The organism is Janthinobacterium sp. PC23-8, from assembly GCF_002250505.1.
In the GTDB taxonomy this organism is placed as follows: domain Bacteria; phylum Pseudomonadota; class Gammaproteobacteria; order Burkholderiales; family Burkholderiaceae_D; genus Janthinobacterium.
In genome coordinates this window covers 732671-754878 of the sequence record NZ_NJGY01000002.1, presented here as the reverse complement: position 1 = coordinate 754878, position 22208 = coordinate 732671, and the positions used below count along the sequence as shown (strand labels likewise).

The window sequence follows — 22208 nt, the reverse complement described above, 5'->3', positions numbered from 1 at the left end:
GTGGGGACAGGCCGGGCCACATCATCGGCCTGTCCGCCTGATCACTCCTCGCGGCGCAGGTGCGGGAACAGCAGCACGTCGCGGATATTGGGCGAATCGGTGATGATCATCATCAGGCGGTCGATGCCGATGCCGCAGCCGCCGGCCGGTGGCATGCCGTATTCGAGCGCGCGGATGTAGTCGGCGTCGTAGAACATCGCCTCTTCATCGCCGGCGTCCTTGGCCGCCACTTGCGCCAGGAAGCGGGCCGACTGGTCTTCGGCGTCGTTCAGCTCCGAGAAGCCGTTGGCGATTTCGCGCCCGACCATGAACAGCTCGAAGCGTTCGGTGATGCCGGCCACCGTGTCGGAGGCGCGCGCCAGTGGCGACACTTCGACCGGATAGTCGATGATGTAGGTCGGTTCCCACAGCTGGGCTTCCGCCGTTTCTTCGAACAGCGCCAGTTGCAGCGCGCCCAGGCCGGCGGTGGCGAATGGCTTCACACCGAACTTCTGCAGTTCTTCCTTGATGAAAGCGGCGTCGTTCAGCTGCTCCGTCGTGTAGTGCGGGGCGTACTTGTTGATGGCGCCGACGATGGTCAGGCGGTGGAACGGTTTTGCCAGGTCCAGTTCACGTCCGCCATAGGTCAGGGTGGCGGTGCCATGGGCGTCGATGGCGGCCTGGCGGATCACCGCTTCGGTAAAATCCATCAGCCATTTGTAGTCGGTATAGGCGGCGTAGAATTCCATCATCGTGAATTCCGGATTGTGACGGATCGACACGCCTTCGTTGCGGAAGTTGCGGTTGATTTCGAACACGCGGTCAAAGCCGCCCACCACCAGGCGTTTCAGGTACAGTTCGGGCGCGATGCGCAGGTACATTTCCATGTCCAGCGCATTGTGGTGCGTGACGAAAGGCTTGGCCGCCGCGCCGCCGGGTATTGTGTGCAGCATCGGCGTTTCCACTTCCATGAACTCGTTCTTTTCCATGAAGCGGCGGATCGACGAGATGGCGGCGGTGCGGGCCTTGAAGGTGCGGCGCGTCTCTTCGTTCATGATCAGGTCGACGTAGCGCTGGCGGTACTTGGTTTCCTGGTCGGCCAGGCCGTGGAATTTGTCCGGCAGCGGGCGCAGCGACTTGGTGATCAAACGCAGTTCCGACACCTTGATGGTCAGTTCGTCCGTCTTGGTCTTGAACAGGGTGCCCGTCACGCCCAGGATATCGCCCAGGTCATAGTGGTGCAGGGCGGCCATGGCCGCTTCGCCCGTCAGGTCCAGCGTGGCGTAGATCTGGATGCGGCCGTCGGCTTTCGGGCCCGACGCGTCCTGCAGGGTGGCGAAAGCGGCTTTCTTGCCCGCTTCGCGCTTGAGCATCATGCGCCCGGCCAGCACCACGGTGACAGGTTCGGCTTCGAGCTCTTCGCGCGTCTTGCTGCCATATTGTGCGTGCAGATCGGCTGCCTTGTGTTGCGGGCGGAAATCGTTCGGGAAGGCGATGCCTTGCTCGCGCAGTGCGGCCAGCTTGACGCGGCGCTCGGCGATGATCTTGTTTTCATCGGGGGCGGCGGCTTGTTCTTGGATATCCGTGGTCATGATTGAGGTCTGTTCTTGTTGATTAAATGGGGGTGGCCATGGCCGGCGCGCTGGCGAACAGCGCATCGAGATCGAGCTCGGAAAAATCGCTGGCGATGCGGATCACGTTGTCGAATTGGGCAAACGCCGAGGCGGGCAGGGTAGTGGTCAGCACCACCGCGCGCATGCCGGCGCGGCGCGCCGCTTCCACGCCCAGCGGCGCGTCTTCGAAGACGATGCAGTTGGCGGGCAGCACGCCAACCTTTTCGGCGCCGGCCAGGAACACGTCCGGGTTCGGCTTGCCGCGCGCGACGTCGCCGGCGCCGACGATGGCGTCGAATTTGGCGCGCAAGTCGAGGCCGTCGAGCGTGAAGACGATGTTTTCATTCGGCGCAGCGGTGCCGACCACCAGCTTGATGCCGGCGGCGGCGGCCTTGGCGATGAGCAGGTCGAAGCCCGGCACGGTGGCCAGGTGCGGTGCATACAGCTCGCGGTACAGGGTTTCCTTCTCGGCGTTCAAGGTAACATGGTCGACATCGTCGCCCAGGTAACTGCGCATGATTTCATGGCCCTGGCGTCCTGCCGTGTCGAGGAAAAACGCATCGGGATCGATCACATGGCCGCGCCGCCGGAAGAACTCCAGCCACGATTGGGTATGGAAGGCCATGTTGTCGACGATGGTGCCATCCATGTCAAAGATCAGGGCACGCCGGGAAGTGGTCATCGCTTATACGCCTTGCTTCAGGGAAGCGGAAATGAAGTCGTCGATGTCGCCATCGAGCACGCCCTTGGTGTTGCCCGTCTCGAAGCCGGTACGCAAGTCCTTGATGCGCGACTGGTCGAGCACGTAGGAGCGGATCTGGTGGCCCCAGCCGACGTCGGTCTTCGAGTCTTCCAGCTTCTGCTGCTCGCTCATGCGCTTGCGCAGTTCATGTTCGTACAGCTTGGCTTTCAGCATTTCCATCGCCTCGGCGCGGTTGCGGTGCTGCGAACGGTCGTTCTGGCACTGCACCACGATGCCGGTCGGGGCGTGCGTCATGCGCACGGCCGAGTCGGTTTTATTGATGTGCTGGCCACCGGCGCCCGAGGCGCGGTAGGTGTCGACGCGGATATCGGCCGGATTGACATCGATCTCGATCGAATCGTCGACTTCCGGATACACGAACAGCGACGTAAACGAGGTATGGCGGCCATTGGCCGAGTCGAATGGCGACTTGCGCACCAGGCGGTGCACGCCGGTTTCCGTGCGCAGGAAGCCGTAGGCATGGTCGCCCTCGACTTTCAGCGTAGCGGTCTTGATGCCGGCGACTTCACCATCGGATTGTTCGAGGATTTCAACTTTAAAACCCTTGCGTTCGCAGTAGCGCAGGTACTGGCGCAGCAGCATCGAGGCCCAGTCCTGGGCTTCGGTGCCGCCGGCGCCGGCCTGGATGTCGATAAAGCAGTTGTTCGGGTCCATCGGATTGTTGAACATCCGGCGGAACTCCATGCTTTCGATGACCTTGCGAATTGATTCCACGTCGACTTCGATCGCTTCGAGCGTCTCGTCGTCGCCTTCTTCGCGGGCCATGGCGAACAGGTCGCTGGTATCGCGCAGGTCGGCGTCAGCCTTTGTCAGGGTAAAGACGATGGCTTCGAGCGCCTTTTTCTCTTTGCCTAGATCCTGGGCGCGCTTGGGATCGTTCCAGACGGTAGGGTCTTCCAGTTCTTCGTTGACTTGTTCCAGTTTCTCCGACTTGACAGTGAAGTCAAAGATACCTCCGAAGTTCGGCTTCGCGGACCGTCAGGTCGGAGAGCAGGGCGGAGATGATATTGATGCGTTCGGCTTCCATGATCTTGGTCTTTTAGTAGTGTAATCAAACCTCCGATTATACGCTACAGCGGACGCAAGGCGGCCCTCGCAGAGTGGTACGCAGGAATTAATCGTGTGCGGGGCGGCAGATATGGGATGTGCTGAGGGTGGATAGCAATATAAGGTAAGCTGCATGCAAGGCGTACAAAGTGTTCTTTGCCCGATGCGCGAAGCACCGGGGCATTGACATCGTGCGGCAGACCAGCAGTGCCAGCCTGTGCAAGGTTCAGATGGTTTCTTTGGTCGCCAGTGCCATGACAAATTCCTCAGTGATTACTCTTTGACGATCACCAGTGTATACCCCTGTCCGGGCAAAAGCAATTTGCCCGGTACGGCCAGCACCCAGCGCAGATAACCATCCGTATCGACGACCGGATCGTCGTTGGCCATCTCGATGCTGTCGTTGATGAAGCGTATATGGTAGCCCTTGCTGGTGCGCGTCTTGATGACGGCGCCATTGATGAAACGCGTAAGCGTGGCGTTGATGAACGGTTCGCTGTGCACGTTCTGTTCGGTTTTAAAGGCGCGCTCCAGACGGGCGCTGCCGGTGTTCGGATTGATGTGCTCGGTAAGATCAAGCGTCAGCTTCCTGGTACGGGGATGCTCCGACAACGCCTGGAAATCATAGGTTTCGAAGGTCTTGTCATTGATGCGCAACCACAGCAGCCTGGTAGGTCCGTCGCCTTCGATGGTCTGGACGAATATGGGCTGTTTGCGCTTGGGCGCGAGCAAGATATCGGCTTTCAGGGTATTGCTGACACTGCCTTGGCCGTCGGCCTGGATGTCGATATCGTACTGGATCTGGAAGTCGGTAAAGTGATAGTCCGCCTTGCTGTCGATATGGCGGCTGTTCAACAAGCCGGTAGGTCTCGGGTAGTGGGCGGGCAGCCATCTTGAGAAAATCGCATCGGTAATCAGGCGCCAGTTTTTCAGCAGCAAGGGTTCATCGTCGATATGGGCCGGGTTGTAGATGGCGGCCATGATAATGTCACGAAACACCGCCGAAAACTGCACCGACTTGAGGATCACGGAAAACACGCCGGCAATCACGATGGTGCGGCCCAGGTCGGTCAGGTAGGGCGCGATATCGACATTGAACATGATCAGTTCGCGCGTGCTGGCAAAGAACAGCAGGCTGCCCAGCACCAGAAAGGCTAGCGCGGGGTTGCCGGCAATCGCCTTCACAAATGCCGTTTCGATGAACTTTCGATAGAGATCCATCACCCGCCCCCCCCTCGGCACGCTTGCCAGGCCAGCTTCTGCGCATCGATTGCGTGCCAGGGACGCCGCGCGTATGATGACCAGTTTGACTTATTCTGCCCCTGCCCATGTCGACTGCCTTGCGCCTGCTCATACTGCCTATCGCTCCTGTCCTGCTGGCTGCCTGCAGCACTTTGCCAGCCACCCCGGCCGGCAGCACGGCCACCCTGGCGCTGCTGGAGACGACGGACTTGCACGCAAACGTGCTCAGCTATGACTATTACAAGCTGCAGAACGAGCCGTCGATTGGCCTCGAACGCACGGCGGCGCTGATCGCCCGGGCGCGCAGCGAATTTCCGAACAATCTGCTGCTCGATAACGGCGACACCATCCAGGGCACGGCGCTGGCCGACTACCAGGCACTGGTCAAGCCGCTGGCCTGCGACCAGACCCTGGCCATCTACAAGGCCATGAACTTGCTGAAGGTCGATGGCGGCGGTATCGGCAACCACGAATTCAATTACGGCCTGGCTTTCCTCAGCCAGGTGACGGGCAACCGTTTCGACGTCGACAGCGTCGATGCCGCCAGGCCGCGCTGCGCCGGGCCGCAGTTTCCGCAAGTGCTGGCCAATGTCTACAGCGTGAAAAGCGGCAAGCCGCTGTTCGCGCCGTATCACATCATCGACAAGCCAATCACGGCGGTGGGCGCCGACGGCAAGATAATGACCAGCACGGTGAAGGTCGGCATCATCAGCTTTGCGCCGCCCACCATCATGTCCTGGGACAAGCGCTGGCTGGAAGGGCGCGTCTACACCCAGGGCGTGCGCGAGACGGCGGAAAAATTCATCCCGCAGATGCGCGCCAGGGGCGCCGAGCTGGTGGTGGCCATTTCGCACGGTGGCCTCGACAACAGCCCGTATTCGCCGACCATGGAAAACGGCAATTATTACCTGTCGCAAGTGCCAGGCGTGGACGCCATGCTGATCGGCCATTCGCACCAGCTGTTCCCGAACGCGACGAGCACCGTGCCGCAATTTAACTTGCCTGGTGTTGACAAGGTGAAGGGCCTGGTCAACGGCGTGCCGACCGTGATGGCCAATCTGTGGGGCAAGCACCTGGGGGTGATCGGCCTGCGCCTGCGCCATGATGGCAAGCATTGGGTGATCGACAAGGCGCAAACGACGGTCGAAGCGCGCGGCATCCAGAACGCCGACAAGAGTTATGTGCAGCCCGATCCGGCGATCGCCACGCTGGTGGCCACCGAGCATGCGGCCACCATCGCCTATGTGCAAACGCCGGTCGGCTCGACCGACTTTCGCATGTCGACCTATTTTGCCGATGTCGGCGACATCAGCGCCATCGAGGTGGTGAACCAGGCGCAGGCGGACTATCTGGCCGCTTACGTGAAAGCCAATTTGCCGCAGTACGCGCACTTGCCTGTGCTGTCGATGTCGTCGCCGTTCAAGAGCGGCTCGGCCGGCGTCACCGATTACACGGATGTGAAGGCGGGCAATGTGGCGCTCAACAATGCGGCCGACCTGTACCTGTATCCGAACGCGCTGTACGGGGTGAAGCTGACGGGGGCGGAACTGAAGGCCTGGCTGGAACACTCGGCCCGGCGTTTCAATACCATCGATCCCGACAAAGCCGCGCCGCAGGAACTGATCAATGCGGCCCACCCCAGCTACAATTTCGACACCATCACCAGCGTGGATGTGCGCTACGAGATCGACGTGACGCAGGCGCCTGGCCAGCGCATCAAAGGCCTGACGTACAAGGGCAAGGCCGTCGATGGGCAACAGGAATTTTTGATCGCCACCAATAACTACCGCGCCAGCGGCGGCGGCAATTTTCCGGGCCTGGACGGCAGCAAGACGGTGCTGGCGTCGCCTGACAACAACCGCGAATTGCTGATCGCCTATATCACGCGAGAAAAAAGCCTGACGCGTATAAAAAACGGCGCGGCGCGCAGCTGGCGCTTTGCCAGGGTCGCCACCAAGGGCCCGGTCGTATTCCATACGGCGCCGAATGTGCTTGAGCTGGCGAAGGCGGCCGGTATCGACAATGTGATGTTGTTGAAAGCCGACGATGGCGCGGGCAAGGGCTTTGCGCTGTACCAGTTCGACCTGTCGAAGTGAAGTTGACGGCTGTACTGGTCGCCGTGATGCTGATGGCGGCGCCTGCGGCTTACGCCCTGGATACGGCCGGGCAAGTGAAAAAGGCCAAGGTCCTGATGCGCTCGGGCGCGGCGGGTGCGCCACAGGCGCGCTTGCTGTTCGAGCAGGCGGCTTTGCAGGGCAGCGGCGCAGGCGCCTATTACCTGGGGCTGATGCTCAAGAACGGCATGGGCGGCGAGCAGGACAGTGCGTCCGCCTTGCGCTGGCTGGAGCTGGCCGGGGAGCGCCAGGTGGCGCCCGCCATGTTTATCGCCGCCAATATGCTGGCCAGCAACGATCCGGCCAGGGCGCGCCAGTGGCTGGATGCTGCCTGCGCGCTGGAATATCCGGAAGCGCTGATGCAAAAAGCCATCGCCCTCAATGAAGGGGCGATGGGCTATGCACGTAATGAGACGCAGGCGGCTCTCTATCTCAAGATTGCTGAGCATGCGATGGGGCACCGGGAGCCTGAGCTTTGATGCCGTCATTTTTCGTCTCGTCTTTTTCCTCCGTCAACTCGTGAAGCTCTTTCGTCGCCTCGATGACGCCCATCACGTCTTTTGAAAGCAGGGTTGCCGCAACATGGACTACTGAAGCTGCAATGTTGATCGTGCGCTTGATGTTGTTGATTTTTTCCAGCTTGGCATTCGCGATATCGATTGCCCTGTCGGCCTTTATGGCCGCATCTTGTGCGCCTGCGGCGATCATGTCGATACCGTGCGCTTGCAAGCGGGCCACCAGTTCATCCAAATGGTCTTCAAGCTCTTCCATGTCTTTTTTTTGCTGCGCGTCCAGCGTGCCGCGTCCTTTTATGCGGCGTGCCATTAACAGCGTGGAAATTTCGGATAAGTTATTGGCTATCTCAAACGCTTTGAAAGTGGCTTGTTTGTTTATTGTCGGCATGATCATCTCCTACCATTTTGCAGGTGCAAGGAATGCTACCTGATGTTTCAGCTCATCTACACGTTCGGAAAATGCCAGTAGTTGTTGCCGTAGCCGCTCGCTGTCGTCCTGCTGTTTTTCGTTGCGCAAGTTCTTCACGCTGTCTTGAAAAGCGGTCACTGCTTTAGCATAGGCATCCGGGATTTTCGCGCGTTCACTTAATTGTTTTTCGTCGCGATAAAGCCGGACTTTGACGTAATTCGTAGCCAGCGGTTCGGAGCGCGCCGTTGCGTTCAAGGCACTGTGTAACTCACCGCTGTCGCGCCTTTCGATGTCTATCCTGTACTGATACGCGGTCTGAACGTAAGTATTGAGCGCACTGCTGATCATATTGACGGCCTCTTGCTGATCAAGTAAATCACTGATGGCCGATTTTTGCATGTTTTGTGTCAGTAAGCGGCCGAGGTACTCACTGAGTTTCATGGCAATGTTCACTTGCGACGGGTCCAGCAGCGGTGTGCTGCTGCCAGGAAGCTCGATGCTGCCCAAGGCCTCTCCGAGGCCGCTAAATTCATCGTGATAATCGGCAACCTTGCTTCCGCTTAAATTTCCCAGTGTTTCCGCATAGCGCACCAGAATGCCGTTCAGCCGCACTACTTTCTTATTGGATTCGGCAATCTCATCGCAGCCAATGCGGGCTTGTGTTTCGACTGCAGCAGGGTCAAACCCCTCGGACGAGATCAATTTTTTTCTCAGGGCGTTTTCCAGGCAACTGTCGACCGTGGCATTCGCGATTGGAGCAAATGTTGCCGTCATTTGCTGGCTGGTCTGCGCAAATTCGTCAACCGATTTGAAGGTTGCACAGCCGCTCAATACCGTGGCGATGACTAGCGCGGCGAAGCAGGTGGAAAAAGGTCTGATGAGCGTATACGGCATATTGCCTCCTGGCAAGGTGTAATGCTGACGATCCCCATGCGGATACATGGTCAGACCCCACTTTATCAATCAACAAGGGCCAGGCTTTGCGTCTTCTCAACGAGGTGGGCCGTCGTATGTCATTTGTATAGCCCGCCTTCGCAGCATTTTTCTGGCTACATGCGGCTGCCTGTTTGCTTCATATTTTCCTTACAAAACACTGACAACCATGTAGGCATCTTGTTGTTTTTGATATGCTGCGACGCGTCATATGTAGTTGTTGCTGGTGCCACATTACTACCCTACAATGAATTATCGATGGGGCGGTTATCCAGCGTACGACTATAAAAATAAGTGGCGCAAACACGGTGTATCAGAGGAGATGACAATAATGTTCAAACAGAAATTGCTTGTGGCAAGTTTGGTGTTGGGTTTCTCGCAAATGGCGGTGGCAGCCGACCCCATCAAGATTGGCGTGTCCGGTCCGTTCACGGGCGGTTCGGCGCCGATGGGCGTGTCGATGCGCGACGGCGTCAAGCTGGCCGTGGCGGAAATCAATGCCAAGGGCGGCGTGCTGGGCCGCTCGCTGCTGCTGATCGAGCGCGACGACGAAGCCAAGAACGAACGCGGCGTGCAGATCGCCCAGGAACTGATCAACAAGGAAAAAGTCGCCGCCACCGTCGGCTATATCAATACGGGCGTGGCGCTGGCCTCGCAGCGCTTCTATCAGGAAGCCAAGATTCCCGTGATGAACAATGTGGCCACCGGCTCCATCGTCACCAAGCAGTTTGCCGACCAGCCTGAAAACTATATCTTCCGCAACGCCGCCAACGACCAGATCCAGTCGCACATGATCGTCGAGGAAGCGACGCGCCGCAATTTCAAGAAAGTGGCGATCCTGGCCGACTCCACCAATTATGGCCAGCTGGGCCGCGAAGACCTGGAAAAGGCGCTCGACAAAAAAGGCCTGAAGGCGGTGGCGGTCGAGAAATACAATATCAAGGACGTCGACATGACGGCCCAGCTGCTCAAGGCCAAGCAGGCCGGCGCGGAAGTGGTGCTGACCTACGGCATCGGCCCGGAACTGGCGCAGATTGCCAACGGCATGGAAAAGCTGGGCTGGAAAGTGCCGATGATCGGCAGCTGGACCCTGGCCATGGGTAACTTCATCGATAACGCCGGCAAGAACGGCAACGGCACGCGCATGCCGCAAACCTTTATCCAGGACGCCAGCACGCCCAAGCGCAAGGCCTTTATCGACGCCTATGTCGCCACCTACAAACCGTCGGGTGGCCGCATGCCGTCGGCCGTGTCGGCCGCGCAAGGCTATGACTCCATCTACCTGCTGGCGGCCGCCATCAAGCAGGCCGGCGGCACGGATGGCCCGAAAGTGCGCGCCGCGCTGGAAAACCTGACGGAAAAAGTGGAAGGCGCCGTCACCACCTACGACAAGCCGTTCAGCAAGACCGACCATGAGGCGATTACCGCCGACGTGACGGTGTTTGGCGAAGTCAGGGATGGCAAGGTCGTGCAGGCCAAATAAGCCCGCCTCGCCGTCACTTGTCCCGTGGCCAGCCTTGATTGATTCAAGCCTGGCCATTCTTTTGTCGTCCGTCGGCCGCCGCCAGGCTGCCGTCACCCGGGGAATACCATGGAAATCTTCCTGCAGCTCGTGTTTAGCGGCGTAGCATTGGGCATGATTTATGCCGTCATCGCCTTCGGCTATCAACTCACCTTCGCCACCTCCGGCACGCTCAATTTCGGCCAGGGCGAGTCCCTGATGCTGGGCGCACTGGTCGGCCTGTCCCTGGTGGGCAGCATCCACGGCGGCCCCTACATGAGCTATCTCCTGATGATCCCCATCGTGATCGCCTTCGGCGCGCTGCAGGGCGTGTTCGTCGAGTGGATCGGCGTGCGCCCGGCCATCAAGATCAAGTCCGAATTTGGCTGGATCATGTCGACCATCGCGCTGGCCATCATTTTCAAGAACGTGGCGGAAAATATCTGGGGCAAGGACGACCTGATGTTCCCCTCGCCCCTGTCGGCCGCGCCGTTCCAGGTGTTCGGCGCCAATGTGCAGCAGATGCAGGTGGCGGTGATCGTCGGCGCGCTGGCCATCATGCTGGCCGTCGAAGTGTTCAACCGCAAGTCGATCTACGGCAAGGCCGTGGTGGCCACCGCCAACGACCGCGACGCGGCGGGCTTGATGGGCATCAATACGGGCATGGTGATCACGTTTTCGTATGCACTGTCGTCGGCCACGGCCGCGTTTGCCGGCGTGCTGGTGGCGCCATTGACACTGACGGGCGCCACCATGGGCGCTTCGCTGGGCCTGAAAGCGTTTGCAGTGGCGATCATTGGCGGACTCACTTCGGGCGTGGGTGCCATCGTCGGCGGCCTGATACTGGGCATTGCGGAGACCACCACCGGTTACTACATCTCCACCGGCTACAAGGAAGTGCCGGGCCTGCTGTTGCTGTTGCTGGTGCTGGCCGTCAAGCCGTCCGGCCTGTTCGGCAAAGCCGCGATCAAGAAAGTCTGAGGGAACCATGAACAATATCACCAAGCTGGCGCTGTGCGCGGCGGGACTGGCCGTGCTCGCGCTGTTTCCGGTCGTTATCCCGAATCCCTACTATATCCACCTGGCCGAAACCATCCTGATTTATGCCATCCTGCTGTTCGGCCTCGATATCGTGGTCGGCTACACGGGCCAGGTGTCGCTCGGCCACGCCGGGCTGTTCGGCATCGGCTCATATGCCACCGGCGTGCTGGTATTCAAGCTGGGCCTGCCGTTCTGGCTGGCCATGCCCGCCAGTATTGTTGGTGCGGCCGTGTTCGGCGCCATCCTGGCCTTGCCGGCCTTGCGGGTAACCGGGCCGTATCTGGCCATGGTGACCCTGGCCTTCGGCACCATCGTGCAAATCCTGATCAATGAAATGAGCTTCCTGACGGAAGGCCCGATGGGCATCAAGATCCACAAGCCGTCCGTCTTCGGCCATAAATTGTCGGAGGTCGAGTACTACTATATGGTGGCCGCGCTGATGGTCATTTCGCTGATTGTCGTGCACCGCATCCTGAAGTCGAACCTGGGGCGGGCCTTCGAGGCGCTGCGCGACAGCCCGATCGCCTCCGACTGCATGGGCGTCTCGGTCTACCGTTACAAGGTGTATGCGTTTGTCATCAGCGCCGGTTTTGCCGGCCTGGCCGGCAGCCTGTATGCGTACTCGGAAGAATATATTTCACCGAATACCTACAACTTCGAGCTGACGATATTGTTCCTGCTGGCCGTCATCATGGGCGGGCGCAAGACGCGTTCGGGCTCCCTGATCGGCGCGCTGATCGTGGTGATGCTGCCCAGCCTGCTGTCGGACATCGAACTGTTCCGCAAGATTGCGGTCACCGCCGCCGTGCTGGGCGTAGTTGGTTCCGCCATCATGCTGGCGAAAAAACGCAGTACGCTGCGCGGCGTGATCGTGCCGGTGGTCGCCACCATCGGCCTGGCCGCGTTTTCCTACAAGCTGGACAATATGGTCGACTGGCGATTGACCATCTTCGGCCTGATGACCCTGTTCGTGGTGTACTACCTGCAGGACGGCATCGTCGGCTTCCTGATGAGCTTTGTGGGCAAGGGCCGGCGCCATGTGGCGGCCGTCGCCGCCAGCGGCGTGGCGCCGTTTGACCACGCCCAGGGCGGCCAGAAGGGCGCGACCTTGCTGCGCGTCGACCAGGCGCTGATGCAGTTCGGCGGCCTGAAGGCGCTGAACCAGGTCGATTTGAACGTCACGCAAGGCTCGGTGCACGGCCTGATCGGTCCCAACGGTTCGGGCAAGAGCACCATGATGAATGTGCTGACCGGCATCTACAAGCCGACGGCCGGCAAGGTGGAGTTCGCCGGCGCCGTGATTTCCGGGCGCACGCCGTCCGAAATCGCCTTGGGTGGCGTGGCGCGCACGTTCCAGAACGTGCAGCTGTTCGGCGAAATGACGGCCACCGAAAACGTGCTGGTGGGCCTGCACAACACGTTCCATTCGAATGTGCTGGACGTGATGCTGCAAACGCCGCGTTGTCAAAGCGAGGAAAAGGCGGCGCGCGCGCGGGCCGCCAGCATCCTCGAATTCGTCGGCCTGGCGGACCTGGCCAATGAAGAGGCGCGCAATCTGCCGTACGGCAAGCAGCGGCTGCTGGAAATCGGCCGCGCGCTGGGACTCAACCCGCGCTTGCTGCTGTTGGACGAACCAGCGGCCGGCCTGACGGCGCCCGATATCAAGGAGCTGATGGCGATTATCCGCAAGATTCGCGAGCACGGCATCACCATTATCCTGATCGAGCACCATATGGATGTGGTGATGGCCTTGTCGGACGTGGTGACGGTGCTGGACTTCGGCCAGAAGATTGCCGAGGGCATCCCGAGCGCGGTGCAGAGCGACCCGAAAGTGATCGAAGCCTACCTGGGCGGCAGCGAAGAGACCCTGGCCAACGCGCCCCATTGAGAGGAACACCATGCTGACCATTAATAATCTGCACGCCGCCTACGGCAAAGTCGAAGTGCTGCATGGCATTTCCCTGGAGGTGCCGAAAGGCAAGCTGGTGACCCTGATCGGCTCGAACGGCGCCGGCAAGACCACCACCATGCGCGCCATTTCCGGCATGATCAAGCCGAAGTCCGGCACCGTCACCTTGAAAGGCAAGGACGTGACAGGCCTCGATTCGCACCGCATCGCCCGCGCCGGCCTGGCCCATTCGCCGGAAGGGCGGCGCGTGTTCGCCTCGATGTCGGTCACCGACAACCTGCTGCTGGGCGCGTTTCCCCGTTTTACGCGGGCACGGCCCAAGGGGGACATCAAGCGCGACCTGGAAAAGGCGCTGGAGCTGTTTCCGCGCCTGAAAGAGCGCCAGCACCAGCTGGCCGGCACCTTGTCCGGCGGCGAACAGCAGATGCTGGCCATGGCGCGCGCCGTGATGCTGAACCCGGAAGTGATCCTGCTGGACGAGCCGTCGATGGGCCTGGCGCCTATCCTGGTCGAGGAAGTGTTCCGCATCATCACGCGCCTGAAAGGCGAGGGCGTGACCATGCTGCTGGTGGAGCAATTCGCCGCCGCCGCCCTGAACGTGGCCGATTATGGCTATGTGCTGGAAAACGGCAGCATTTCGGTGCACGGGCCGGCCGAGAGCCTCAAAACCGATCCGAAGGTGATTGCGGCCTACCTGGGCGGCGGGCATTGATGGCTGATCGTCTCGCTGCGATGAAGAAAATGTTCGGCTACGGCCATCCGGCAGCACGATGTTGGGTGGTTGGGCTTGAAGAGCATTGTACGCTTGCCGATCTCGAAAAGCGTATCGCTTGGCGCGTGGCGCATCCAAAATGCTTTATAGACCTGGAAGATTTTCATATCGATTTGCTTGACAAGCTGCCGGCCATGCAGGAAGTGCCTGTTTGGACCAACGCCCACAAAATATATCAGGCGGTGTATGGCTGCAATACCTTGCTTGGCAGGCTGGATATTGATGTAAGCGACTTATTGCTGAGTGAAATTCTGCCCTTGCCGAAGCCGCAGCTTGAGAGCTGGCCCAAGCTGTATCACGATTTGTTTAAGAACAATCTTGCTTACCGACGCGCGGTGCGGTCCGAAATGAGTGACCGGCTTGTTGAGATGGTGGATAAATTCAAGCCCGAAGTGGTGATTCTGCATGGCAAAACTCAACATGATTGGTGGCTTGGGAAGAGTCCGACTCTGGCGGTGGGCTGGACCAGTGAAGCGGTCGTGAAGCAGCCTCGACATTCGCTGTCATGGCGTCTGCGAAACAACACGCTATGGGTGCGGACAAACAATCTGGTCAATAATGGATGGGTGCGCTTCGGGCCTGAGCAAATCGAGCAATTGGCTGGCTTGATTCGCCGAGAGCGGGTGTCTCGGCCGGTTTGCGCCGGGTTGACCCGGCGCGGGAGCCTGGACAGTGGACGTTTTTAGCGCGAGATTGCGCAACGTCTGTATCAGTGCCTGGTGGGTTTGTCCTGCTGCACCAGAATAAACGGGCTGACGACCACGGCCCACAGCGACGCATCTGCCGCCTGCCAGTCCAGCGCCTGCTGGTCCGACACCTTGGCCAGCTGGCCGTCGGCCATCCACTGGGTAATGGTGATCTTGTCGTCGTGCGAGATGCGCACCGCCACTTCGACCAGGTCGAGTTCGTTGGCGATCCACACCACATTGCCTTGCGCAAAATGCTTTTCCAGCTCGCGCCAGGGCAGGCGGGCTGTTTCGCTGTTCACTTTCAGGCGCAGGTCGGTGTCTTTTTCAGGGTTGGTTTGCATGCGTATATCTCGTTGACAGGAAAGATGCTGGCCCGCCAGAGCGTTTTTGATGCACGGCACGGGTTTGCCCCGCCATGTTAACCGATACGCCGCGCACAGGTACAGGCGGCGTTGATTGAAACAGGCGCGACGCAGTCATGCGTCGCGCCTGCGGCCGGGGCCTTGGCGGGCGCCGATTAGCGGGCGCTCACCGTGACGGGGATGCTCAGTTGCGCCGTCAGGCCGTTGTTATCCTGCGCCGCGATCTTCAGGGCGTAGGTGCCGGCCACGGGCAGCGGCCAGGCAGCGGTAATGGTCAGCCCGCTCATTGAAAACTGCATGCCCAGTGGAGCGCCGCTGATCGAAATGCCCAGCGAGGTCGCGCCCGGCGCCGTGAACACGATGCTGCCGCTCATGGCCTTGCCCGCCACCCCCGTCATGGCGCTGGCGGTGATGGCAGGGCCGGCCGCAGCGATCTTCACGCTGGCTACCGCCTGGCCAGACAGGCCTGTCTTGCTGTCCCTGGCGATAATGGTCACGTTGTAGTTGCCCAGCACGGGGCTGGCCCAGCTGACCACGCCGGCGGCACTGATGGTCATGCCGGCTGGCGCGCCCGACAGGCTGTAGCTGACGGGATTGGGCGCCACCACCGTGGTCGTGAACGACAGGGCCACGCCGGGCTTGCCGCTGATGGCCGCCACGGTCACCACCGGCGGCAACGGTGCAGAGATCGCCACGTTATAGACGCCCTTGCCGCTCAGAGCCGTCTTGCTGTCCTTGGCCGTGACCGTGACGGCATAGGTGCCCGCCACCGGCTTAGCCCAGCTGACCACGCCGGTGCTGCTGATGGCCATGCCAGCCGGCGCTCCCGTCAGCGCATAGCTGACCGGGTTCGGGGCGGTGACGCCGACCGTAAATGACAGCGCCGTGCCAACCTTGCCGGTGATGGCGCCGCCGGCCACGACCGGCGGTGGCGGCGGTGCGATGACAATGCTCATCACGGCCTGGCCGCTCAGGGCGGTCACGCTGTCCTTCGCTACCATCGTCACCGAATAGGTGCCGGCCAGCGGCGCGGCCCAGGTGACGATGCCGGTGCTCGCAATGCTCATGCCGGCCGGTGCGCCCAGCATGGAGAAGGTCAGAGGGTGGTCCGAGCTGGCCGCCACCGTGAACGACAGCGGCGTGCCGACCACGCCGTTGATGCTGGCGCTGGTCACCACCGGCGCCACTGGCGCCAGCGGCACGCCGGTCAGGTTGGCGAGCAGGCTCCTGGCGTTCGGCGTGCCCAGTCCCGCCAGCGGGTCGTAGCCCAGTCTGGCGGTGCAGCTGCTGCATACGCCGTTGCTGCCGCGCGTGATGTCGGTAAAGCTGCTGGCATAGGTGCCGGGCACGCTGGCGATCTGACCGTACAGCGTAGTATGCGGCAAGCCCAGTGCCGCTTTTGCCTGCAGCGCGCGGCTGGCGTTGGCGATCGCGATCAATCCCGCCCATTGTGGCGTGGACAGGCTGGTGCCGCCCACGCTAAGCCAGCTGGCAGTGCTGGCGCCAGGCGCCATCACCGCCACGTACTGCCCCGAGGCCGGGTCGGCGTTGAAGGCGACGTCGGCTACATTGCGGCGCAGCAGGCCGGTCATGCCCGGCACTGTGCCTGTCTGGTAGGCTGGCAGCGCGGTATAGGCACTGATGCCGCCGCCCGTGCCGGACCACGCCACTTCGGTGCGCGCGCCGGAACCCGAGTAGGTGAGGGTGGTGCCGCCGACGGCCAGCACATTGGGCGACACGGACGGCCACGATACGCTGCTGCCCGAGTCGCCGGTGGCGGCCAGGTAGCTCATGTTCTTGCCCGCAAAAGCGCTGTCGACCGATGCCGTCCAGTTGCCTTCGACGGCGCCAAAGCTCATCGACACGATGCCAGGCCCCATGCGGTTGGCAAGCTGGACGGCAGCCAGCAGGCTGTTGAGCGAGGCGTCAGGCGCCTCGATCAGCACGATGCGCGCCAGCGGCGCGGTGGCGTGCGCCCATTGCACGTCCAGCGTGATTTCGGTGGCCCAGCCCGAGTTGTAGGCGGGCGGCGTGGTGGTCATGCCGTTGGCGGCAGTGCTGTAGACCACGGAAAACTCGCAGGCATTCGCAGGCAGCGGCAGCGGCAGGCTGGCGGTGCTGGCGATCGTTTTGGTGACGCAGGCCGGCAGGCCGAACTTCTGGTTGAAGGCGGCCAGTTCGGCCACCACGTTCGGGTCGTGCATGGCGTCGACGATATAGATGGTCTGTCCCGCGCCCATTTGGGCCGCCTGGGCAGGCGTGAGCGCCGTGCCTGCCGCCGGCAGCGCCGGCAGGTCATAGGCGGCGCGGATCTGCGCCGGCGAGTAGGTGGCCACCACGCTGGTGCCGGCCATCGGCGTGGCCGTGTCGGCGTTGCCGCCAGACACCGACGCGCCTATGCTGGCGGCGTCGTGTTCGGCGGCGGCGATCTTCTGCGCCGTCAGGCGCCGCGTCGACAGGGCCGTCATGGTGCCTGCCACCCGCTGCTGGTGGGGGCGCCAATGAGCGGACGCCGCGTTCAAGCTGCTGTCGCGGTCATCGGGAACGTCGAGCAGCGTAGGGGCGGCATGAAACAGGGGCTGCGCCAGCATCGCGCCAACCTCCGGCGGCAGGAGCGGCACCTCGAGCTGGAAACTGGTGGCGGCGGTGGCGATGGCAGCCGGCGGCGCGCCGGCCTCCTGGCCGGGACCGCAGGCGGCAAGCGCGGCAATCAGGCTGGCGCCCAGCAGCGTGCGCGTGCCAGTGCGGCAGCAGTAAAGGGATATCTTCATGGCGATACTCTCCGGTTAGGCGAGGGCCACGGCTTGACCATGCTGGTAGTGGCAGCTTCCGCTGGCGGAGCTGTCGCTGGCATGGGCAGCCCCGCTACCCTGGCGCAGTGCGCTGTAGGCCGGTGGCTTTGCGTCCCCGCCTTTCGAACGGGTTTGCCCTCATTTATGAATTGGCGCAGAGCGCGATGCGCTCATGATCCGTAGTCAATTATAATGAATTTGGCATTTGTAGTCGAATTATTTTGAAAAAATCGCAAAACAACCGTAAATAATGCAATTTCAGCAAAATTATCGAATAAATTTGATGGAATTAATTACATTTGTTATGGCCGTTATGAACATTGCCTGGCCACCGCCGCCCGCTACAGCGTTTCGATCTGCGGCACAGACGTGCCCTGCCACGTCAGGCGATAGGCCGCGCCTTTGCGCACATTGCCGACCAGGGCAGGGCGAAAACAGGCCAGGTTGGTGCCTGCTGCGCGCCGCGTGCTGGGAAAGATCACGCCCATCGATCCTGCCTCGAGCAGGATGGCGGCCAGTTCCTGCGAGGCGATATAGCTGGCCGGATCCAGGCATGCCTGGAAACGGGGCTGGCCGCGCAGGTCGTGGAAGGTGGCGGAAAAATCGGCCAGCAGCGCCTGGTAGCTGACGCTGTCGGTGAAATAATCGATCTCCTGGTATTCCACGGTCTTGTGGAAAATGATCTCGGCCAGCGCCGTGTCCATATCGAAGGCGCAATACCACGCGCCCCGCTCGCCATCGTTGAAACGCGCCCCTTCCGGGCGCGCGTAGGTGTAGGCGGCATTGATGATGCGAAAGTGGGGCACGCCAAAAACCAGCTCGTCCACGCCAATTCCTGGCGTGCCGCCGTACTCGGCGATCAGGCGCGCATTGGTGGCGTTGTCCAGTTCGAACAGTTCGGCCAGGTGATCGTTGTCTTCGGCCAGCGGCGCCAGCACCGAGTCTTCCATGTCGGCAAAGCGTGACGGAATCAGGCGGCAGGTATCGATCTGCCGCAGCGCCGACAGTGGCGGCAGGCCATCGGGCATCTTATTGTGCATAGACTGGCGCCACTGTTACAGCCCGCCGCGCCGCGCGTCCAGCAGCTTCCTGACCGTCTGCATGGCCAGCAAGCCGCCGGCCAGCATCTGCGATAACGGCGTGCGCCCGCCAAAGACGGCGTTCTTGTTCGGCAGGCTGACCCATGCGTCGGCCAGCTGGTCGCCGTACAAAATGTGCAACGCCTTGTAAATGCCGAGCAGATAGGAAATGCGCGTGATGCGGTCCACTTCCAGCACCCGGTCCGGGTTCTTTTTCCACTCGTAATACGCGCTGCTCGACAAGCCGCCCAGCAGCTCGCGCGCGTCGTCGTCGCGCAACTTCCAGGCCGCCGCCAGCTTGAAAAATCCTTTCAGCGCCGCCTGCGACAAGCGCTCGCGCTCGGCTTTGGCGTTCAGGTCGACCAGCACCGCCGGCTCGAAGCGGCTCTTGGGATAGGCATAGGCTAGATTCATGATGACTCCTTTTATGGATTAATATTACTCCATTTCTGGAAGAATGTCCTGCGCAGCACTAGCGTGCGCGGCATTGCGAGTAATACCGGGACGAGCATCCACAGCGACAGAATCAATTGATCGGTCAAAAAGGCGCCCACGCGGCGCCAGAAGCCCCCGTATTGCATACGATTGCCCAGCAAGCGACAACCGGTGGCTGCCAGACTCACTTGATACACTTTTACTTAAGGGAAATGTTGGCTATCCGGCTCAAGATTGAGATGCAGCAAAAGACCGATGGTGCCATCAGGCCGGTTCCGCATGCTCCACCATCAGTTGCACCTTGGTCGTGCCGTTATATTCATTTGCGTCGAGCCGGAACGCCACCCGCGTGCGCTCGCCCAGCGCATCGGTATGTCCGAACCAGATGGCGTCGAAGCGCACGCCGTTCTTTTCCAGCAGCAGTTTCAGGTGGCGTTCCTTGAGGATGCGCTGGCTGACGACGCGAAACTCATCGCAGAACACGGGTGGCGCGAAGCCCTGGCCCCAGACCTGGCCGTCCATCAACTCGATAAAGGCGGTGGTGTAATAGGCGTCTTCCAGCGGGCCGTCCGTTTCCACCACCCGTTCCAGCTGCTGCTCGCTGAGCCAGGCCTGGCCGACGGCCTCGAAGGCTGTCGAGAACGCGTCAAAGGCGTCGGCGCGGATGGTCAGGCCCGCCGCCATCGCGTGGCCGCCGAACTTGTCGATCAGGCTGGGCGCGCGTTTCGAGACCAGGTCGAGCGCGTCGCGCAGGTGAAAGCCGGGAATCGAGCGGCCCGAGCCCTTGATCCAGCCGTCGGCGCCCGGCGCAAAGGTGATCGTCGGGCGGTAGAATTTTTCTTTCAGGCGCGAGGCGACGATGCCGATCACGCCCTGGTGCCACGACTCGTCGAAGACGCTGATGGTGCTGCTGTTGGCCGGTTCGAAGTCGTCCAGGTGCAGCAGGGCCGTGTCCTGCATGTCCGCTTCGATTTCGCGGCGTTTCAGGTTGATGTCGTTCAGTTGCTGGGCCAGCGCCCAGGCGCGCCCTTCGTCGTCGGTGATCAGGCACTCGATGCCGAGCGACATGTCCTGCAGGCGCCCGGCCGCGTTCAGGCGCGGACCCAGCGCAAAGCCCAGGTCGAACGGCGTGGCGCTGCGCGCTTCGCGGCCGGCCACGCGGAACAGGGCGGCGACGCCCGCGTGCATATTGCCTTTGCGCATGCGTTTCAAGCCCTGTGCCACCAGGATGCGGTTGTTGGTATCGAGCCGCACCACGTCGGCCACCGTGCCCAGCGCCACCAGGTCGAGCAGGTTGTCCAGTTTCGGCTGGGTTTGCGCGTCAAACACGCCGCGCCGGCGCAGTTCCGCGCGCAGGGCCAGCAGCACGTAGAACATCACGCCCACCCCCGCCAGGTGTTTCGAGGGAAAGCCGCAGGCGGGCTGGTTCGGGTTGACGATGATGGCCGCGTCGGGCAGGGTGTCGGCCGGCAGGTGATGGTCGGTGACGACCACCTCGATGCCGCGCCGGTTCGCTTCGGCCACGCCGTCGATGCTGGCAATGCCGTTGTCGACCGTGATGATGATGTCCGGTGCCTTTTCACGCGCCGTCAGCGCCACGATCTCGGGTGTCAGCCCATAGCCGTATTCAAAACGGTTCGGCACGATAAAGTCGACCTGGGCGCCCATCGCGCGCAGGCCGCGCAGGGCCACGGCGCAGGCGGTGGCGCCGTCGCAATCGTAGTCGGCCACGATCACCAGGCGTTTGTGGGCGGCAATCGCATCGGCCAGGAACACGCCGGCGGCATCGACATGCAGCAGGCCGGCAGGCGGTATCAGGTCTTTCGCTTCGATCGACAGTTGTTTTGCGTCCGACAGGCCGCGTGACGCATACAGCCGGGCCAGCACGGGGTGGATGCCGCCCTGGCGCAGCAGTTCGGATTCGCGGTAGGGACAGGGGCGGGTGGCGATGCGGGTGCGGGTCATGATGAGCTCAAGGTGTTCAAGGTGTGGGCGCGCCAGAATTTGCGCTGCGCATTGCGGCTGGTGCTGCAGTCCAGCCAGCCGTCGCGGTGACTGAGCACCAGGCGCAGCCGGTCCAGCCGGCCGTCTTTCAACGCCGACAGCAGCGGCGCAAACCAGTGCTGTTCCAGCGCCTGCATCTGCGCCAGCCAGTTGCCCCAGTCCTGCGCCATGGCCGATTCGAGCAGGCCGGCATGCACCACCAGCGCATCGGCCTGCCCGGCGATGATCGCGGCCGGGTCGGCATCGCGCCGCGATGGTTCGGCCAGCGCCGACAGCCAGCCGGGAGCTGCGCTCACATGCAGGGCGTGGGCGCAGGTGGCAAGCTGGTGTTTGGCCGCACCCCACAGCCAGTAGCCGTTGACGGTTTTCAGCCCACGCGCCTCGCGCGCCTGGTTGACAGGGTGTTCGTGCCACAGCATCTGCACTTCGTTTTGCAGCCGGCGCGAGGCGCGCGCGTGCTCGCCGTCGGGCATCCAGTCGGCCAGGTTCTGGCTGGCGGCCGCGTCCGGCGAAGCGCAGCGCAGGTCGCTCCATTCATCGGCGCGCATGAACCAGGTATGGGCGTCGCCGAAATACAGCGGCTGACCCAGGCCATCGAAATACGGACGGACCAGCTCGAACAGGGTGCGGCTGTCGGCCTCGCTCAGTTGCAGCTGGCGCATGTCGTCCATCGCCAGATGCTTGCGCGTGATTTCAATATGCACGGGGTGGATCAGGAAGTAGCGTGCGCCAGGCTCCGGCACCAGGCCGAAACCGCGCATGGACGCCGCCGCGAAGGGCGCTGCGGCGTCGTCGCTGCCGGCCGCTGGCGCCAGAGCGAGTGCGTGCGCCAGCCAGGCTTCGTGCGGCAGCAGGCGGGTGGTGCCGTCAAACTCGTGCAGGCTGGAGCTTGAGGTGCGCGATAGCAGGGCCGCCAGGGCCGGGGTTTGCAGCGCCTTGATCAGGTCGCCGGCCAGCGCGGCATGCGGCAGGGCAAAGGGAAGAGCGAGGGTAAGTTGATTCATGCCGA

General features: G+C 61.8%; 19 protein-coding genes and 1 riboswitch. Of the genes, 7 read left to right on the top strand and 12 right to left on the bottom strand.

The features are described 5' to 3' along the window. Positions 1 to 41: 41 nt before the first annotated feature. The 4 genes from lysS to CD932_RS18490 all read right to left on the bottom strand — a co-directional run bounded on the left by lysS (position 42) and on the right by CD932_RS18490 (position 4623). Positions 42 to 1571: a lysine--tRNA ligase gene (gene lysS, locus CD932_RS18505; RefSeq protein ID WP_094444229.1), complete on the bottom strand. Its 1530-nt coding sequence runs from the start codon at positions 1569 to 1571 to the stop codon at positions 42 to 44. A 22-nt stretch (positions 1572 to 1593) separates the two neighbouring features. Next, positions 1594 to 2274 (bottom strand): HAD family phosphatase, encoded by a 681-nt coding sequence (locus CD932_RS18500; RefSeq protein ID WP_094444228.1) that lies wholly within the window; start codon positions 2272 to 2274, stop codon positions 1594 to 1596. Positions 2275 to 2277: 3 nt separating this feature from the next. Next, a protein-coding gene (gene prfB / locus CD932_RS18495) for a peptide chain release factor 2 (RefSeq protein ID WP_141213299.1) occupies positions 2278 to 3382 on the bottom strand; the annotation gives its coding sequence in 2 pieces (ribosomal slippage) (positions 2278 to 3300 and positions 3302 to 3382; 1104 coding nt in all). 293 nt (positions 3383 to 3675) lie between these two features. Then, on the bottom strand, positions 3676 to 4623 hold the full coding sequence (locus CD932_RS18490) for a hypothetical protein (protein WP_094444226.1): 948 nt from the start codon (positions 4621 to 4623) through the stop codon (positions 3676 to 3678). A gap of 107 nt (positions 4624 to 4730) precedes the next feature. Between CD932_RS18490 and CD932_RS18485 the strand changes: the two genes are divergently transcribed. Both CD932_RS18485 and CD932_RS18480 read left to right on the top strand, forming a co-directional pair. Beyond that, positions 4731 to 6740: a bifunctional 2',3'-cyclic-nucleotide 2'-phosphodiesterase/3'-nucleotidase gene (locus CD932_RS18485; RefSeq protein ID WP_094444225.1), complete on the top strand. Its 2010-nt coding sequence runs from the start codon at positions 4731 to 4733 to the stop codon at positions 6738 to 6740. Between the two features lie 2 nt (positions 6741 to 6742). Then, the gene (locus tag CD932_RS18480; protein WP_094444224.1) at positions 6743 to 7237 is read left to right on the top strand and encodes a tetratricopeptide repeat protein; all 495 of its coding nucleotides are present in this window, start codon (positions 6743 to 6745) and stop codon (positions 7235 to 7237) included. Here the strand turns inward: CD932_RS18480 and CD932_RS18475 are convergent. Further along, the gene (locus CD932_RS18475) at positions 7191 to 7661 is read right to left on the bottom strand and encodes a hypothetical protein (RefSeq protein WP_141213298.1); all 471 of its coding nucleotides are present in this window, start codon (positions 7659 to 7661) and stop codon (positions 7191 to 7193) included. The genes CD932_RS18480 and CD932_RS18475 overlap by 47 nt on opposite strands. Before the next feature lie 9 nt (positions 7662 to 7670). Beyond that, complete coding sequence (locus CD932_RS18470) at positions 7671 to 8576, bottom strand: hypothetical protein (RefSeq protein ID WP_094444222.1); 906 nt, start codon at positions 8574 to 8576, stop codon at positions 7671 to 7673. A 370-nt stretch (positions 8577 to 8946) separates the two neighbouring features. On the opposite strand from CD932_RS18470, the gene CD932_RS18465 reads away from it, so the two are divergent. The 5 genes from CD932_RS18465 (at position 8947) to CD932_RS18445 (ending at position 14524) form a co-directional block, all read left to right on the top strand. Then, positions 8947 to 10098, top strand: a complete 1152-nt coding sequence (locus CD932_RS18465; RefSeq protein ID WP_254926660.1) for an ABC transporter substrate-binding protein — start codon at positions 8947 to 8949, stop codon at positions 10096 to 10098. 108 nt (positions 10099 to 10206) lie between these two features. Further along, positions 10207 to 11097, top strand: coding sequence for a branched-chain amino acid ABC transporter permease (locus tag CD932_RS18460; protein WP_094444221.1), 891 nt, complete (start codon positions 10207 to 10209; stop codon positions 11095 to 11097). A 7-nt stretch (positions 11098 to 11104) separates the two neighbouring features. Further along, complete coding sequence (locus tag CD932_RS18455; RefSeq protein ID WP_094444220.1) at positions 11105 to 13045, top strand: ATP-binding cassette domain-containing protein; 1941 nt, start codon at positions 11105 to 11107, stop codon at positions 13043 to 13045. Positions 13046 to 13055: 10 nt separating this feature from the next. Next, positions 13056 to 13778 carry an ABC transporter ATP-binding protein gene (locus CD932_RS18450; protein ID WP_094444219.1) on the top strand — a complete coding sequence of 241 codons (723 nt, stop codon included), beginning with the start codon at positions 13056 to 13058 and terminating at the stop codon, positions 13776 to 13778. After that, positions 13778 to 14524, top strand: a complete 747-nt coding sequence (locus CD932_RS18445; RefSeq protein WP_094444218.1) for a hypothetical protein — start codon at positions 13778 to 13780, stop codon at positions 14522 to 14524. Before CD932_RS18450 ends, CD932_RS18445 begins: the two co-directional genes overlap by 1 nt. Before the next feature lie 23 nt (positions 14525 to 14547). On the opposite strand, the gene CD932_RS18440 is transcribed toward CD932_RS18445, so the two are convergent. The 6 genes from CD932_RS18440 to CD932_RS18415 form a co-directional block, all read right to left on the bottom strand. Then, positions 14548 to 14868: a DUF2288 domain-containing protein gene (locus tag CD932_RS18440; RefSeq protein WP_094444217.1), complete on the bottom strand. Its 321-nt coding sequence runs from the start codon at positions 14866 to 14868 to the stop codon at positions 14548 to 14550. A gap of 176 nt (positions 14869 to 15044) precedes the next feature. Further along, positions 15045 to 17660: a S53 family peptidase gene (locus CD932_RS18435; protein WP_094444216.1), complete on the bottom strand. Its 2616-nt coding sequence runs from the start codon at positions 17658 to 17660 to the stop codon at positions 15045 to 15047. An 81-nt stretch (positions 17661 to 17741) separates the two neighbouring features. After that, positions 17742 to 17828, bottom strand: a riboswitch (cyclic di-GMP riboswitch). A gap of 194 nt (positions 17829 to 18022) precedes the next feature. Then, positions 18023 to 18709, bottom strand: a complete 687-nt coding sequence (locus tag CD932_RS18430; protein WP_094444482.1) for an RES family NAD+ phosphorylase — start codon at positions 18707 to 18709, stop codon at positions 18023 to 18025. Between the two features lie 27 nt (positions 18710 to 18736). Continuing rightward, the gene (locus CD932_RS18425) at positions 18737 to 19174 is read right to left on the bottom strand and encodes an MbcA/ParS/Xre antitoxin family protein (protein ID WP_094444215.1); all 438 of its coding nucleotides are present in this window, start codon (positions 19172 to 19174) and stop codon (positions 18737 to 18739) included. Positions 19175 to 19459: 285 nt separating this feature from the next. Then, on the bottom strand, positions 19460 to 21160 hold the full coding sequence (gene recJ / locus CD932_RS18420; RefSeq protein WP_094444214.1) for a single-stranded-DNA-specific exonuclease RecJ: 1701 nt from the start codon (positions 21158 to 21160) through the stop codon (positions 19460 to 19462). Next, positions 21157 to 22203 (bottom strand): hypothetical protein, encoded by a 1047-nt coding sequence (locus CD932_RS18415; RefSeq protein ID WP_176461045.1) that lies wholly within the window; start codon positions 22201 to 22203, stop codon positions 21157 to 21159. Before CD932_RS18415 ends, recJ begins: the two co-directional genes overlap by 4 nt. Positions 22204 to 22208: the final 5 nt, after the last annotated feature.

What these genes read in the sequence shown, in the direction of transcription:
- lysS (WP_094444229.1), bottom strand. Translation starts at nt 1,571, where the DNA reads ATGACCACGGATATCCAAGAACAAGCCGCCGCCCCCGATGAAAACAAG.
- CD932_RS18500 (WP_094444228.1), bottom strand. Translation starts at nt 2,274, where the DNA reads ATGACCACTTCCCGGCGTGCCCTGATCTTTGACATGGATGGCACCATC.
- CD932_RS18490 (WP_094444226.1), bottom strand. Translation starts at nt 4,623, where the DNA reads ATGGATCTCTATCGAAAGTTCATCGAAACGGCATTTGTGAAGGCGATT.
- CD932_RS18485 (WP_094444225.1), top strand. Translation starts at nt 4,731, where the DNA reads ATGTCGACTGCCTTGCGCCTGCTCATACTGCCTATCGCTCCTGTCCTG.
- CD932_RS18475 (WP_141213298.1), bottom strand. Translation starts at nt 7,661, where the DNA reads ATGCCGACAATAAACAAACAAGCCACTTTCAAAGCGTTTGAGATAGCC.
- CD932_RS18470 (WP_094444222.1), bottom strand. Translation starts at nt 8,576, where the DNA reads ATGCCGTATACGCTCATCAGACCTTTTTCCACCTGCTTCGCCGCGCTA.
- CD932_RS18465 (WP_254926660.1), top strand. Translation starts at nt 8,947, where the DNA reads ATGTTCAAACAGAAATTGCTTGTGGCAAGTTTGGTGTTGGGTTTCTCG.
- CD932_RS18460 (WP_094444221.1), top strand. Translation starts at nt 10,207, where the DNA reads ATGGAAATCTTCCTGCAGCTCGTGTTTAGCGGCGTAGCATTGGGCATG.
- CD932_RS18455 (WP_094444220.1), top strand. Translation starts at nt 11,105, where the DNA reads ATGAACAATATCACCAAGCTGGCGCTGTGCGCGGCGGGACTGGCCGTG.
- CD932_RS18450 (WP_094444219.1), top strand. Translation starts at nt 13,056, where the DNA reads ATGCTGACCATTAATAATCTGCACGCCGCCTACGGCAAAGTCGAAGTG.
- CD932_RS18445 (WP_094444218.1), top strand. Translation starts at nt 13,778, where the DNA reads ATGGCTGATCGTCTCGCTGCGATGAAGAAAATGTTCGGCTACGGCCAT.
- CD932_RS18440 (WP_094444217.1), bottom strand. Translation starts at nt 14,868, where the DNA reads ATGCAAACCAACCCTGAAAAAGACACCGACCTGCGCCTGAAAGTGAAC.
- CD932_RS18435 (WP_094444216.1), bottom strand. Translation starts at nt 17,660, where the DNA reads ATGAAGATATCCCTTTACTGCTGCCGCACTGGCACGCGCACGCTGCTG.
- CD932_RS18430 (WP_094444482.1), bottom strand. Translation starts at nt 18,709, where the DNA reads ATGCCCGATGGCCTGCCGCCACTGTCGGCGCTGCGGCAGATCGATACC.
- CD932_RS18425 (WP_094444215.1), bottom strand. Translation starts at nt 19,174, where the DNA reads ATGAATCTAGCCTATGCCTATCCCAAGAGCCGCTTCGAGCCGGCGGTG.
- recJ (WP_094444214.1), bottom strand. Translation starts at nt 21,160, where the DNA reads ATGACCCGCACCCGCATCGCCACCCGCCCCTGTCCCTACCGCGAATCC.
- CD932_RS18415 (WP_176461045.1), bottom strand. Translation starts at nt 22,203, where the DNA reads ATGAATCAACTTACCCTCGCTCTTCCCTTTGCCCTGCCGCATGCCGCG.